This window comes from Providencia sp. PROV116, assembly GCF_028482485.1.
GTDB lineage: Bacteria > Pseudomonadota > Gammaproteobacteria > Enterobacterales > Enterobacteriaceae > Providencia > Providencia rettgeri.
Map to the genome: position 1 here is coordinate 107,418 of NZ_JAMPQO010000030.1, position 14,394 is coordinate 121,811.

At 40.9% G+C, this 14,394-nt stretch carries 11 protein-coding genes; 7 read left to right on the forward strand and 4 right to left on the reverse strand.

Annotated elements, in window-relative coordinates; translation table 11 throughout:
- The first annotated feature begins 6 nt into the window (after nucleotides 1–6).
- A complete protein-coding gene (gene carB, locus PSE72_RS17955) occupies nucleotides 7–3,228 on the forward strand; it encodes a carbamoyl-phosphate synthase large subunit (RefSeq protein ID WP_109911863.1) in 3,222 nt (1,073 codons plus the stop codon).
- A gap of 202 nt (nucleotides 3,229–3,430) precedes the next feature.
- Nucleotides 3,431–4,453 (forward strand): MerR family transcriptional regulator, encoded by a 1,023-nt coding sequence (locus PSE72_RS17960; protein ID WP_196723293.1) that lies wholly within the window; start codon nucleotides 3,431–3,433, stop codon nucleotides 4,451–4,453.
- Between the two features lie 57 nt (nucleotides 4,454–4,510).
- Here the strand turns inward: PSE72_RS17960 and PSE72_RS17965 are convergent, their stop codons facing one another.
- Nucleotides 4,511–5,188 carry a DedA family protein gene (locus PSE72_RS17965; RefSeq protein ID WP_004914669.1) on the reverse strand — a complete coding sequence of 226 codons (678 nt, stop codon included), beginning with the start codon at nucleotides 5,186–5,188 and terminating at the stop codon, nucleotides 4,511–4,513.
- 163 nt (nucleotides 5,189–5,351) lie between these two features.
- A complete protein-coding gene (gene metC, locus PSE72_RS17970; RefSeq protein ID WP_110731399.1) occupies nucleotides 5,352–6,536 on the reverse strand; it encodes a cystathionine beta-lyase in 1,185 nt (394 codons plus the stop codon).
- 414 nt (nucleotides 6,537–6,950) lie between these two features.
- Here metC and exbB point away from each other — a divergent pair, with 414 nt between their 5' ends.
- From exbB to yedF, 4 genes are all read left to right on the forward strand, one after another.
- Complete coding sequence (exbB, locus tag PSE72_RS17975; protein ID WP_115166620.1) at nucleotides 6,951–7,892, forward strand: tonB-system energizer ExbB; 942 nt, start codon at nucleotides 6,951–6,953, stop codon at nucleotides 7,890–7,892.
- 5 nt (nucleotides 7,893–7,897) lie between these two features.
- Entirely contained in the window at nucleotides 7,898–8,323 is a 426-nt protein-coding gene (gene exbD, locus PSE72_RS17980; RefSeq protein WP_004905603.1) for a TonB system transport protein ExbD, read from the forward strand.
- Nucleotides 8,324–9,842: 1,519 nt separating this feature from the next.
- Nucleotides 9,843–11,057, forward strand: a complete 1,215-nt coding sequence (gene yedE / locus PSE72_RS17985; protein WP_004914662.1) for a selenium metabolism membrane protein YedE/FdhT — start codon at nucleotides 9,843–9,845, stop codon at nucleotides 11,055–11,057.
- Nucleotides 11,054–11,293 carry a sulfurtransferase-like selenium metabolism protein YedF gene (yedF, locus tag PSE72_RS17990; protein ID WP_004914660.1) on the forward strand — a complete coding sequence of 80 codons (240 nt, stop codon included), beginning with the start codon at nucleotides 11,054–11,056 and terminating at the stop codon, nucleotides 11,291–11,293. The genes yedE and yedF overlap by 4 nt, the downstream gene beginning before the upstream one ends.
- Nucleotides 11,294–11,632: 339 nt before the next feature.
- Here the strand turns inward: yedF and PSE72_RS17995 are convergent, their stop codons facing one another.
- Together PSE72_RS17995 and rdgC are read right to left on the reverse strand one after the other, a co-directional pair.
- The gene (locus tag PSE72_RS17995) at nucleotides 11,633–12,148 is read right to left on the reverse strand and encodes a GNAT family N-acetyltransferase (protein WP_004914659.1); all 516 of its coding nucleotides are present in this window, start codon (nucleotides 12,146–12,148) and stop codon (nucleotides 11,633–11,635) included.
- Nucleotides 12,149–12,385: 237 nt separating this feature from the next.
- Nucleotides 12,386–13,291, reverse strand: coding sequence for a recombination-associated protein RdgC (rdgC, locus tag PSE72_RS18000; protein ID WP_115166621.1), 906 nt, complete (start codon nucleotides 13,289–13,291; stop codon nucleotides 12,386–12,388).
- Nucleotides 13,292–13,480: 189 nt separating this feature from the next.
- Between rdgC and mak the strand changes: the two genes are divergently transcribed.
- Nucleotides 13,481–14,386, forward strand: a complete 906-nt coding sequence (mak, locus tag PSE72_RS18005) for a fructokinase (protein WP_115166622.1) — start codon at nucleotides 13,481–13,483, stop codon at nucleotides 14,384–14,386.
- Nucleotides 14,387–14,394 lie beyond the last annotated feature (8 nt).

The following is a 14,394-nucleotide window of genomic DNA, read 5'->3' on the forward strand; positions in this document are numbered from 1 at the left end:
AAAGAAATGGCAAAACGTACTGATATAAAAAGCATTCTGATTTTAGGTGCCGGCCCGATTGTGATTGGCCAAGCATGTGAATTTGACTACTCAGGTGCTCAAGCATGTAAAGCACTGCGTGAAGAAGGCTACCGCGTAATCTTAGTTAACTCGAACCCTGCGACAATAATGACTGACCCAGAAATGGCAGATGCAACTTACATCGAGCCGATTCACTGGGAAGTTGTGCGTAAAATCATCGAAAAAGAGCGCCCAGATGCAGTATTACCAACCATGGGTGGCCAAACCGCACTGAACTGTGCGCTTGAATTAGAGCGTAAAGGCGTTTTAGCCGAGTTCGGCGTCACTATGATTGGGGCAACGGCAGATGCAATCGATAAAGCTGAAGATCGCCAACGTTTTGATAAAGCAATGAAAAAAATCGGCTTGGGCACTGCACGCTCAGGTATTGCACATAATATGGAAGAGGCATATGCCGTTGCAGATGCGGTCGGCTTTCCCTGTATTATTCGCCCATCATTTACGATGGGAGGCACCGGTGGCGGTATTGCCTATAACCGTGAAGAGTTTGAAGAAATCTGTACTCGCGGTTTAGATTTGTCCCCTACTAACGAATTATTGATTGATGAATCGTTAATTGGCTGGAAAGAATACGAAATGGAAGTTGTCCGCGATAAAAAAGACAACTGTATTATCGTTTGTTCCATTGAAAACTTCGATGCCATGGGGATCCACACAGGGGATTCTATCACCGTAGCTCCGGCTCAGACATTGACCGATAAAGAATACCAAATCATGCGTGATGCATCGATGGCAGTATTGCGTGAAATCGGCGTTGAAACGGGCGGCTCTAACGTTCAATTTGCGGTAAACCCTAAAGATGGGCGCTTAATTGTTATTGAAATGAACCCACGGGTTTCGCGTTCATCTGCGCTTGCTTCTAAAGCGACGGGCTTCCCAATTGCAAAAATTGCGGCAAAATTAGCAGTGGGTTATACCCTTGATGAGTTAATGAATGACATCACTGGTGGCCGTACTCCGGCATCATTTGAGCCTTCCATTGACTATGTTGTGACAAAAATTCCACGTTTTAACTTTGAAAAATTTGCGGGCACGAATGATCGACTAACAACGCAAATGAAATCTGTCGGCGAAGTAATGGCTATTGGTCGCACATTCCAAGAATCAATGCAAAAAGCATTACGTGGCTTAGAAGTAGGCGCAACAGGCTTCGACCCGAAAGTGGCTCAAGAAGACCCTGAAGCACTAACTCGCATCCGTCGTGAGTTAAAAGATGCAGGTGGAGAACGTATCTGGTTTATCGCGGATGCGTTCCGTGCCGGTCTTTCTGTTGATGGTGTTTTCAATTTAACCAATATTGACCGCTGGTTCTTAGTGCAAATCGAAGAATTGGTGCGTTTAGAAGAAGAAGTGGCTGAATTAGGCATCAATGGCCTAACTAAGGACTTCTTACGTGTACTTAAGCGTAAAGGATTTGCAGATGCACGTCTGGCAAGTTTAGTCGGTGTTTCTGAAGCAGAACTACGCAAACTACGTCAAGGCTATGATTTACATCCCGTTTATAAACGTGTTGATACCTGTGCGGCAGAGTTTGCAACAGACACGGCTTATATGTATTCCACATACGAAGATGAGTGTGAGTCAAACCCAAATAATGCTAAACCGAAGGTGATGGTATTAGGCGGTGGGCCAAACCGAATTGGGCAAGGGATTGAATTTGACTATTGCTGTGTACATGCATCTCTAGCGTTACGTGAAGACGGCTATGAAACCATTATGGTGAATTGTAACCCAGAAACTGTTTCAACCGATTACGACACGTCAGACCGTCTCTATTTCGAACCTGTCACTCTTGAAGATGTGCTGGAAATTGTACGCATCGAGCAGCCAAAAGGTGTGATTGTGCAGTATGGTGGTCAAACACCATTAAAATTAGCTAGAGCGTTGGAAGCTGCGGGTGTTCCTGTTATTGGTACGAGCCCAGATGCCATTGACCGCGCAGAAGACCGTGAACGTTTCCAGCAGGCCGTTAATCGCTTGAACTTAAAGCAGCCACAGAATGCAACTGTCACTGCTATTGAGCAAGCAGTTGAAAAAGCAGCTGTTATTGGTTATCCACTGGTTGTTCGCCCATCCTATGTGTTAGGTGGCCGTGCAATGGAAATCGTATATGATGAAATCGATTTACGTCGCTATTTCCAAACGGCGGTGAGCGTTTCTAACGATGCGCCAGTGCTACTTGATCGCTTCTTAGACGACGCAGTTGAAGTTGACGTAGATGCGATTTGTGACGGTGAGATGGTGCTGATTGGCGGTATCATGGAGCACATTGAGCAAGCTGGTGTGCACTCTGGTGACTCTGCATGTTCACTACCTGCATATACACTTAGCCAAGAAATTCAAGATGTGATGCGCGAGCAAGTCCGCAATCTTGCCTTCGAATTACGTGTACGTGGCTTGATGAACGTGCAGTTTGCCGTCAAAAATAACGAAGTTTATTTAATTGAAGTCAATCCACGTGCCGCAAGAACTGTGCCTTTTGTCTCTAAAGCAACAGGTGTGCCATTAGCGAAAGTTGCAGCGCGAGTGATGGTAGGGCAAACCTTGGCACAGCAAGGAGTAACGGAAGAAGTTATTCCACCATACTACTCTGTAAAAGAGGTCGTATTGCCATTTAATAAATTCCCTGGGGTTGACCCAATTCTTGGGCCTGAAATGCGCTCAACAGGTGAAGTAATGGGTGTCGGCCGGACATTTGCAGAAGCATTTGCTAAAGCGATGTTAGGCAGTAGCTCGACGATGAAAAAATCAGGCCGTGCACTGTTATCCGTTCGTGAAGGGGATAAAACACGTGTGGTTGATTTAGCCGCTAAGCTGTTAAAACACGGCTTTGAGTTAGATGCTACTCACGGTACGGCGATTGTGTTAGGAGAGGCTGGGATTAATCCGCGCCTCGTTAACAAAGTTCATGAAGGTCGTCCACATATTCAAGATAGAATTAAGAATGGTGAATATGATTACATTGTGAATACCACTGCAGGTCGTCAAGCTATTGAAGACTCAAAATTAATTCGTCGCAGTGCATTGCGTTACAAAGTTCACTATGACACGACGTTAAATGGCGGCTTTGCCACCACGATGTCGCTCAGTGCAGATCCAACAGATACAGTAATCTCTGTACAAGAAATGCATGCATTAATTAAGTAATTATTTAATAAGTCACCTATGTAAGCCTCAGTATTCAATTTACTGGGGCTTTTTTATGGCTACTTTTAAACTATCGCTAGCGAGAAAATAATTGTCTGGTGATATTGTGGGTAAAATATAATTCCAATAAAAAATGCAAAATTGAGATTGACTCTCACGTAACGTGAGGCACTAACCTTGGTCGCAATTACAGGAGGAACCTATGCTATTTCAAGTTGGTGAGATTGCGGAAAAAACAGGATTAACCATCCGTACACTGCATCATTATGAAGAAATTGGCTTATTGGTACCAACTGCAAGAACCGATGCGGGTTATCGGCTTTACAACATGCAATGCATAGAGCGTTTAACGCAAATTCAATTGCTACGGCAGGTTGGAGTCAAACTGAAAAACATCGGTGAATTACTGGATGGCCAGAGTGGAGATATGACGAGTTTGCTGCAAGAGCGAATTGCATTATTAACGGAACAAATGGAGCAAATGGCGACATTACGTTATCGATTAGAGCAATTACACAGGCAAATGCAAACGGGGAATACTTTAACTCAGGCTGATTGGTTTTCTGTATTGGAGATGATGTCGATGTTTGATAAATATTTTACCCCTCAAGAATTGGAACAATTGCCACTCTATACGGCGCACACGCTGAAAAACCAAGAGTGGCAACAGCGTGTAGCAACGGTAAACAAGCTGATGGAACAAGGTGCAACACCTCAATCTATCGAGGTGCAACAAATTGCACATGAATGGATGACGGCATTAGAAAGAGATACCGGAGGCAACCCGGATTTCTTTGCACGATTGAATCGAATTCATTTATCGGATAACACGTTAGCCTATTCATCAGGTATTTCTGTTGCAATGATCCAATATGTAGCAGAGGGTTTTAGTGAGTACCAATTATCACTGTTTAAACCTCATTTAACCGCGGAGCAATTTGCTTTTGTTCAGCAGCATTATTTTTCCTCAGGTGAGGCGTGGCCCGAATTAATCGCAGGTTTATATAATGCATTAAAAGCACATAAATCCCCAGACTCACCCGAAGTACAACAATTAGCGAAAACATGGTTAGCGATGTTCAACCAGTTTACGGGGGGAGATCCTGAGCTACAAGAGAGAATTCGGGTAATTTATCGTGAGGAACCCAAGACTTCGCAAGGAACATGGATGACAGCAGAAATTGGCCAGTACTTATTTTCTGCTATTAGTTTGATGGATCAATAAGTTTGATGGATCAATAAAACCAAATGGCCGCTAATTAGCGGCCATTACTCGGTTATACTATGATTTTTCTTTGCTACCAGAGAGTGCCTTTCGGTGTTTCCAATACATTACAATTGAACCAATTAGCCCACTAATTAGTAGGATGACAGGGATAATCATTAGCGCACTAATAACAATTTGCTCATGTTCTTTCACAAAAGGAATTTGGTTTAAGGCATACCCCAAGGTGACAATCAAGCCAACCCATAACAAGCCACTTAGCCAGTTAAAAAATTGGAAACGGCGGTGACTTAATTCAGATAACCCAGCGAGCAAAGGTAATATTGTTCTGACAAATGCAAGGAAGCGGCCGATAAGTAGGGCGTATAATCCTTGCTTATTAAACATATTATTTGCTTTGGTGTGATATTCCTCAGGAATTTGCGCTAACCAGCGTTTCACAACCTTGGTTTCACTTAACCATCGGCCTTGTAGAAAACCTAACCAGCAACCTAAACTGGCTGCTGTTGTTAGCAATAGTATTGTGGGAATAAAGTGTAAGACCCCTTTGGCAATTAATGCACCTGAAAGGATCAACAAGGTATCACCGGGTAGGAAAGCGGCGGGAAGAACGCCATTTTCTAAAACAATGACAACAAAAAGTACGGTATAAATAACCCAAAGCACTTCAGGGTTGGAGAGTTTAAGGAAATCGTGGTGCCAAAGTGCCAGTACGATTTCGCGTAGGACTTCCATAATCATTCCTGTATCTGCGTAAAAGCGAATTTCTTTATCATCTATATTACAGGAAAAAAAGGGTTCAAGTTTGATTTGTTTGATGAATTAATCATTGAGTGGATAAATTGCAGGAAATATTTAATGATTATCCTGCAATTAACATCTTGATTTAAGCTACAAATTAAATTCGCTCAAAAGCTAATTGTAAGTCGTGAATTAAATCATCGGTATGCTCTAAACCGATATGCACTCGGAAGAAGGTGCCTTCTTTTGGTGAAAAATCATACTGCCGCATACTGAGCAAATCTTCTTTTTGGTATCCCAAAATCAGCGATTCAAAACCCCCCCATGAATAACCCATTTTAAAATGATTAAAATTATCAAGAAAAGCGGTAAATTGCTCCGTGGTTAAGCGTGATTTTAGTTGGAAAGAGAACAGACCATTAGAGCCTGTAAAATCACGAATAAAGAATTCATGACCCGGAGAATTCTCAAGTGCCGGGTGAAAAACCTGTTCAACTTCAGGACGTTGCTGTAACCAATTAGCAACTTGTAAGCTATTAATTTGATGCTGTTTTAATCGAGTCGGTAATGTATGCAGGCCACGATTAGCCATATAAACAGTGTCTGGGTCAGCTGTTTGACCTAAGAGATAAGAATTTTCACGTAATGTTTCAATACAGCGTTGGTTTGCCACAGCAAGGCCGAGCATTCCGTCGGAATGGCCATTGATATATTTAGTTGCTGATTGGATTGAAACGTCAACATCAAATAATAATGGTTTAAGTAAGACGCCCGCAGCCCAAGTGTTATCAATCATAATGACAATTTCAGGCGATTTAGCACGTATAGCTTTTACGATTGCAGGTAAGTCATGAACTTCCATGGTGATAGAGCCGGGGGATTCTAAGAATACAATACGTGTATTGGATTGTATTAAATCAGCAATCCCCGTTCCGATTAAGGGATCAAAATACGTGGTTTGAACATTTAACTTAGTGAGAATATTGTCGCAAAAATTTTGGGTTGGGTCATAAGCTGAACCGGTAACAAGGATATGTTCGCCTGCAGAGATAAAGGACAAAATGGCATTGGTAATTGCGGCAGCACCTGAAGGGTAAAGGACACAACCTGCACCTGCTTCTAATTCTGTCATGGCTTCTTGGAAAGCAAAATGTGTTTGCGTACCACGGCGTCCATAAAATAGTACGTTATTTGCACGATGGCGAGTTGCATGTCGTTTTTCTTCAAGCGTATCAAAAATAATAGAAGAAGCTCGTTGAATAACGGGGTTTACTCCTTTTTGTGTGTATTTAGGGTTTCGCCCAATATGAACTAATTGTGTTTCAGGTTTTATGTCTGCCATGATTTTTCCCTACACAGGATGTGAACTAGTTAAACTCAAAGGTGATTTATACTAAGACGTTAAATGATTCTGATAGAAATGTAACCTGAGTATTCTTCAACTTTCAATTCATAGGTAAGTCTCATTTTCTCAGGTTGCGTATGAACACTTAATTGAGCTATGAATTATTAAGGAAAATAACCGCATAATAGAGAAGGGCATGTTTGTCTAAACGCAAAAAAATATAAAAAAAATCGCGAATACTAATGATAATTACTATCAATTCGCGCTGTGTTTGATATCATCAGCACCGTCTTTTTGAAAAGAGACGGACAGCGCGAGTCAAATTTCGCTTTTAAAGGTTAGTCGATGAATGGCACAATCATCGATATGAATTTTATTATACAACACTAAAAAGAGAGTAAAGGCCAACTGATGCGTAAACTAACAGCTTCTATTCTATTGGCGTTCGGCTTGATGGGTACGGCAGTCGCTGAAACCACACCTGCAACAACACCAGCTGCGTCTCAAAATACACCATCAACACAACCGGCAGTAAACCCGGCTGCACCACCAACAACACCAAGTGCTGAAGTTGCATCAGTACCCGCTGAGCCTGTACAAGGCGAAGCTGTGAACACAACAGTTGTTAATGAAAACATTGAAATTGCAACAGAAGCACCAACAGGAGGTTTTGATCAAGACTTATCTGTTTGGGGAATGTACCAAAATGCAGATAACGTGGTTAAAACCGTTATGATTGGTTTGGTGATTGCTTCTGTTATTACATGGGCGCTATTTTTCTCAAAAGGTTTGGAGATTTTAGTTGCTCGCCGTCGCTTAAAAGCAGAAGCGAAAGCGATTGCTGAGGTAAAATCACTTGATGAGGCGGTCAGTATTGCAGAAGGCTTCAAAGCAAATAGCATTACTCGTATGTTATTAAATGAAGCTGTTACTGAGCGAGCTTTATCAGCGAATAGCTCTGATTTATCAGGTACAAAAGAGCGCACATCATTCCGCCTAGAAAGGGCTGTTGCTGCTATTAGCCGTTATATGGGGCGTGGCAATGGTTATTTGGCTACTATTGGTGCGATTTCTCCATTCGTCGGTTTATTTGGAACTGTCTGGGGGATCATGAATAGCTTTATCGGGATTGCCCACTCACAAACGACTAACCTTGCTGTTGTTGCGCCAGGTATTGCAGAAGCATTATTAGCAACAGCAATCGGTCTTATTGCCGCTATCCCTGCGGTTGTGATTTATAATATTTTTGCTCGTATGATCAACAACTATCGTGGTCAAGTAGGAGATGTCGCTGCTCAGTCCGCATTGTTACTGGGGCGTGATCTTGATCTGGCAAATAGCAAAGCAAGGTAATTATTATGGCAATGCGTTTAGGTGACGAACAAGACGATAGCGGTGAAATGCATGAAATTAACGTAACACCTTTTATCGATGTTATGTTGGTTTTATTGATTATCTTTATGGTTGCGGCACCATTGGCAACAGTTGATATTAAAGTCGACTTACCCGCCTCGACAGCGAAGCCGCAGCCGCGTCCAGAAAAACCCGTTTTTTTAACAGTGAAATCGGACAGCCAGCTTTTTATTGGGGACCAAGCTGTGACAAAAGAACAGCTTGCTTCTACACTTGACCAAGCAACAAGTTCTAATAAGGAAACGACAATCTTTTTCCAAGCGGACAAGAGTGTTGATTATGAAACTATGATGGATGTAATGAATGCATTGCGTCAATCTGGGTACTTGAAGATTGGTTTAGTGGGTATGGAAGCAACAACTTCAAAATAAGCGAATTACATCGTATAAACGCGTTTTATCGTTAAGGGTAAAACGCGTCTAACTATGCCTTAAGGTAAGCCTGTGGCGATCTAATTTACCTTTGGCACTATTTTTGTCTATCTCATCACATTTATTTTGCTAATTAGATTTCTTTTTAAGAATTTTATTCTTATTTGACGCTTTCTATTCGTAATTTGATAGGCTGGGGTGGCTATTGCACTCATTGTTTCACTCTATTTAGGATATTTTTGCTTGTATTTTCTATAAGCAATGAAGCATCTTATTAATTTTTATAATGAATCATTGTTTGTTTTTTCTTTATTATCACAGTAACGTCTATTGATTTTACCTTTTTTACTATTTATCTATTAGTTACATTGATTCATTTTCTTGGTTTTTTAATTTTTAAATGCGAGTTAAATAGCATATTAATGCTGATTATTTTATCAAAAGTGATGCAATAGCGATGTGAAACTTAACGAAAAATAAACCATATTATAATTAAGGATTTATGTGGGGATCATTTTTAATCTATTTGACCTAATTCCTTATTAAATTGGTGGTTATTTTGTAAGGGAAGGATTCATCAGAAAAGTTATTATTTATCATGAGCCTGATTGTTTTTATATTTAATTCGTAGGTTAATAAATTTTAATTACGTAAATGCCATTAATATTTATAATTGAAAAATATGTAAGTTTTATTAATGTTCAGAAGATTTTATTATTCCAGAAAATATATTTGTAAAGCTATGTGATATATATTAATTAATATTAAATTTACTTTTAAATTTTAAGTAAATTGTTTTCTATAAAAAATGTAAATTGTTTGTAATATCTTAACTATAGGTTAAATATTTTGCCTGATTTCGGTTTTCTCAATGTATCTATTTGATTTTAAATGCTTTATTGCATGGTTTTTGTAGCTTGTCATGAAAATAAAAAAACACTTGCGCAACAAAAGTGTTGCGCTATAATGCAACCAATAACATTTAGAAACACTTTTAAATACTTTATTATACTGAGTTATCTATTTTTATAATTTACTTATGCTAGGGAATCAATAAGGCCAATGCTAATTTGGAAATAATACAAAGTTAGTGAACGTTTAGGCCTTTGTATTAAAAATAGTTATAATTACTTAACAAGTAGGTCAGCTAAGTGAACGTATTTATACTGTGAGATAAGTGTTATTACTGGAGTCAAATGGGCTGACTACAGACTACGCATAGCAAGCGTCGCCGTAATAAGGCAATTTCATATTATACTCTTCTATAGATAAAATAAGACTACACTTCCAGCGTTATCATTGAGATAGCGCTTTTTTTTATTCCCATCTATTTCTTTAAATCTGAGTGTGCTCAAGATCAATCTGTCTCTCGTTTTATGATGAAATAACTTCACGAAAAAATTTATCGGAGTATGATGTTGCCACTTCGCTGTGGGGATCGATATAAGTACTTATATCGATAATTATACAACGGCGAACTTCTCTGCCAAGGTCTGGCGTGAATGAATTGGAAGTAACAATGACTTGGTCTGATTTTAAATCTCGCTATCTCATCGGTTTTTGGAAACCATTACCTGCAGTTATTGCCGCAGGTATCTTATCAACCTATTACTTTGGCTTGACCGGTACATTCTGGGCGGTCACGGGTGAGTTTACGCGTTGGGGCGGGCACATCATGCAATTATTTGGTGCAGAGCCAGAGACATGGGGCTATTTTAAAGTTATTGGTTTTGAGGGTACACCTCTGGATCGTATTGATGGCGTGATGATCATTGGTATGTTTGCCGGGTGTTTTGCCGCTGCATTATGGGCCAATAATATTAAATTACGAATGCCTCAGCATCGGATACGTATTTTTCAAGCTATTTTAGGCGGTATTATCGCTGGATTTGGTGCTCGATTGGCGATGGGGTGTAATTTAGCTGCATTCTTTACTGGTATCCCTCAATTTTCATTACACGCATGGTATTTTGCTGTTGCTACTGCGGCAGGGTCATACTTTGGTGCGAAATTCACACTAATGCCAATGTTTCGCATTCCTGTGAAACTGAAAAAAGTCAGCACCGCATCGCCGTTAACACAAAATCATAATGTGGCGAAAAGGCGCTTTAAACTGGGAATGGTGATTTTCACTTTAGCACTGGCTTGGGGCTTTTATACCTTATTAGACTCCCCAGTAATGGGGTTTGCCATTTTATGTGGTATTGGCTTCGGGTTACTTATTGAAAGAGCACAAATTTGTTTTACCTCTGCATTTCGTGATCTGTGGATCACCGGACGCACCCATATGGCGAAAGCTATCATTATTGGTATGGCGGTCAGTGCGATTGGTATTTTCAGCTATGTGCAGTTAGGTGCAACGCCAAAAATTTTATGGGCTGGGCCGAATGCCGTCATTGGTGGATTACTGTTTGGCTTCGGTATTGTACTCGCTGGTGGCTGTGAAACGGGCTGGATGTACCGTGCCGTAGAAGGCCAGGTTCATTATTGGTGGGTAGGTTTTGGTAATATTCTTGGTGCTACAGTACTGGCTTACTACTGGGATGACTTAGGCCCTTGGCTAGCGACTGATTTTGACAAAGTTAATTTACTTGAAACCTTTGGACCAGAAGGTGGATTACTGGTCACTTATGGGTTATTAGCGGTCGCATTTGTATTGATGTTGGTCTGGGAAAAACATTTTTTCCGTAAACGTTCTCAAAAAGCATCTAATGTATCCGTGGAGGTAGTATGAGTAAGAAAGACATCATCCCTGATTATCGGTTAGATATGGTCGGAGAACCTTGCCCCTACCCAGCAGTGGCAACATTAGAAGCAATGCCATCGTTGAAAAAAGGTGAAATATTAGAGGTAGTAAGTGATTGCCCGCAGTCGATCAATAATATTCCTCTGGATGCGAAAAACTACGGTTATACTGTGTTGGATATTCAGCAAGATGGGCCGACTATTCGTTATCTTATCCAAAAATAACGAATACGCGTCATATTTTGCACTGTCGCGGCGTTGGCTTCATGCGTTAGCCCTAGTCACATACTTGTGTATGCTCCTAGGGTCTAACGCATTTGCCGCCTTGCGACAGCACAAACTATTTAGCGTATTGGTATTGGTCATGCTTCGTGCTGTAGCGTTGTTGACTGCACTTATAGGCTTACGCCTATTCCCTAATCACACTGCATACTCCTAAAGCTCGGTTCGCTTGTCGCCTAGTTACAACCCGAATTATATAGGGTATCTTAGTGATACCCTGTAAATATTAAAGGGGTCGGTAAATCGGGAAATTGAACACGATTAGTATAGGTGGTAGTTCGATTACTCTTCTTGTTCTTGCCAATTAGTAATATCTAGAACCAACTCACATTCGTCATCCATATAAGCGCCTGTTGGAACAAAACCAAGCTTTTTGTAGAACTCAAATGGGCTTTCTTCCCCTTCACCACAGCTATTATAAAGGCGAGGATAACCTTTTCTCTTTAAATACTGGATGACTTGAACTAAAGCTTCTCGGCCAAACCCCAGTTTTTGGTAGGGTTCTGCAATCATAAAGCGCCAAAGCATAATGCCGTCATATTCTAACTCATCGTCATCTAGCCCTGAATGCAGCATGATAAAACCAACAGGGACATCATCAGCGTATATGCCTCGATACCATGCACAATCAGAAAATTGTGCTTCCACCATGGAATAGGCGTTATCTGCTACCATATTACGCTGTGCCTCACTAAGTGTATGACTTAGTAAGCAAATTTCAGAAAAATTTTCTGCAGTGACTTTTTGTAGGGTAACCAGTGAATTTTCATCTAATTCAGGTTCGATGAGCTCTTTCATAACATTTCCTTCGACAGAATATTGACCATAATCATCAGTGATGGGTTATTTTTATTATTGTTGTTGAACATAATTAAATATCAGAAATTTGCGATATGGATATAAATCAATCAACCAGAGATTTCACAACCAGTCAATGACTTAATTGTGGCTATGTAAGCGGGATCTAAAAAGTGATGGCAACTTACTTAAGTGTGAGTTGCCATTGTGAGAGCAATAGAGGATATGGAAACAAATTTAGTGTTCGGCTTCGCCACCTAAGACATCAATCAAGCGAGCGATTAATGCACTGAGTTCACCTGTCATTAAGACGTAATCAGCATCAAATTTTTGAGCGTAGTCTTCTTTAGCGATGTCATCATTTTGGTCTTTTAATGTATCGCTATATTTGAGACGTTTCAGGGAGCCATCGTCAGATAACATGAACTGGATACGTTCTTCCCAATCTAAGGCTAGTTTGGTAACTAGCTTGCCAGCTTCAATGTGGGTTGCGATTTCATCAGAAATTAGGTCTTGCTTCTTACAGCGGATAATACCACCTTCTTCTAAGATAGCTTTTAGCTCCGCTTCATCCATGACGGCAAAGCCTTGTGGTAATGAGCCAGAACGGATCCACTCCGTGAGCGTTAGCTCTATAGGGTCTTTAAAAGTCAGAGGAACGACAGGTAAAGAACCTAGGCTTTTGCGAAGTAAGGCTAAATTATCTTCAGCGCGTTTTGCGCTTGCGGCATCAACAATAATTAATTGATTTACAGTATCAATCCAAATGTAGGTTTTACTAAATTTACTAAATGCGCGAGGGAGTAAAGCATGGACGACTTCATCTTTTAAGGAGTCTTTTTCGGTTTTTTTTAACTTACGCCCTTGTTCAGCTTCTAGTTTTTCAATTTTATCCTGTAGTTCTTGCTTTATTACAGGAGATGGCAGCATTTTCTCTTCTTTTTTAGCACAAATAAGAATTTGATTACCCGCAGCATGCGTCAATGCATCACTACCATTCATAGGGGAAACCCAGCCAGTTTGCATCATGTCTTGGCTACCACAAGGATGATAGGCGAGGGCGGCAAGCTGTTTCTCTAAATCATCTGCGGAGAGTGCCAAATCCCGATTTAGGCGATAGACCAATATATTCTTGAACCACATGAAAAACCTACCTTTGTTGATAAATAGCCAGTTAGAGCAGGGGGCTATGATAGCGAATTGTCTGTTATTAAGCGAAAAAAAATACGTTGACGTTGAGGGCTGCTATCATTTCATTAGCTAACTATTGATAATACTCCTCAAATCAAGCCATGATAACCATAGAACCCTTGAATAGTAGAGAGCATCATAATGAGAATAGGTATTGACCTTGGTGGAACCAAAATTGAAGTTATTGCATTGGATGACAGTGGTAATACTTTGTTTCGTAAACGTATTCCAACACCTCGTGGTGATTATGATGCGACACTTAAAGCGATCGCGAGTTTAGTGGCGGATGCAGAAACGGCGACGGGGTTGTCAGGCAGTGTTGGTGTTGGGATCCCTGGAACCTTGTCTCCAGTGACAGGAAGAGTTAAAAACGCTAATTCCACATGGCTTAATGGCAGACCGTTCGATGCCGATTTAAGTCATTTATTAAATCGTAAAGTAAAAATGGCGAATGATGCTAATTGTCTCGCCGTCTCTGAGGCCGTTGATGGTGCAGGAGCAGGCGAGAAAGTCGTGTTTGCCGTAATTATCGGAACTGGATGTGGTGCAGGAATTGCAATAAATGGGCAAGTGCATTCAGGGGGAAATGGCGTTGCAGGGGAATGGGGTCATAACCCTCTACCATGGCAAGATGAGCAAGATAGGCAATTTCTAGTAACAGAAAACTGCTATTGCGGGCTGACAGGTTGCACGGAATTGTTTGTCTCAGGCACAGGGTTTATGGTGGATTACGCGAAAATGTCAGGAAGCCAAAAAACGGGGATGGAAATTGTCGAATTAGCACAATCAGGTGATAAATATGCCAAGATCGCACTGGAAAATTACCTCAACCGCCTCGCAAAAGCCCTCGGACAAGCCATTAATATGTTAGACCCAGACGTGATAGTGCTAGGGGGCGGAATGAGCAATGTCGATTACTTATATGAAGCGTTGCCAGCAAGGATCCGCCAATGGGTATTTGGTAGGGAGTGTGATACGCCAATTCGTAAAGCGGTGCATGGGGATTCGAGTGGGGTTCGCGGAGCCGCTTGGCTATTTTCGTCCTAATTTACGCT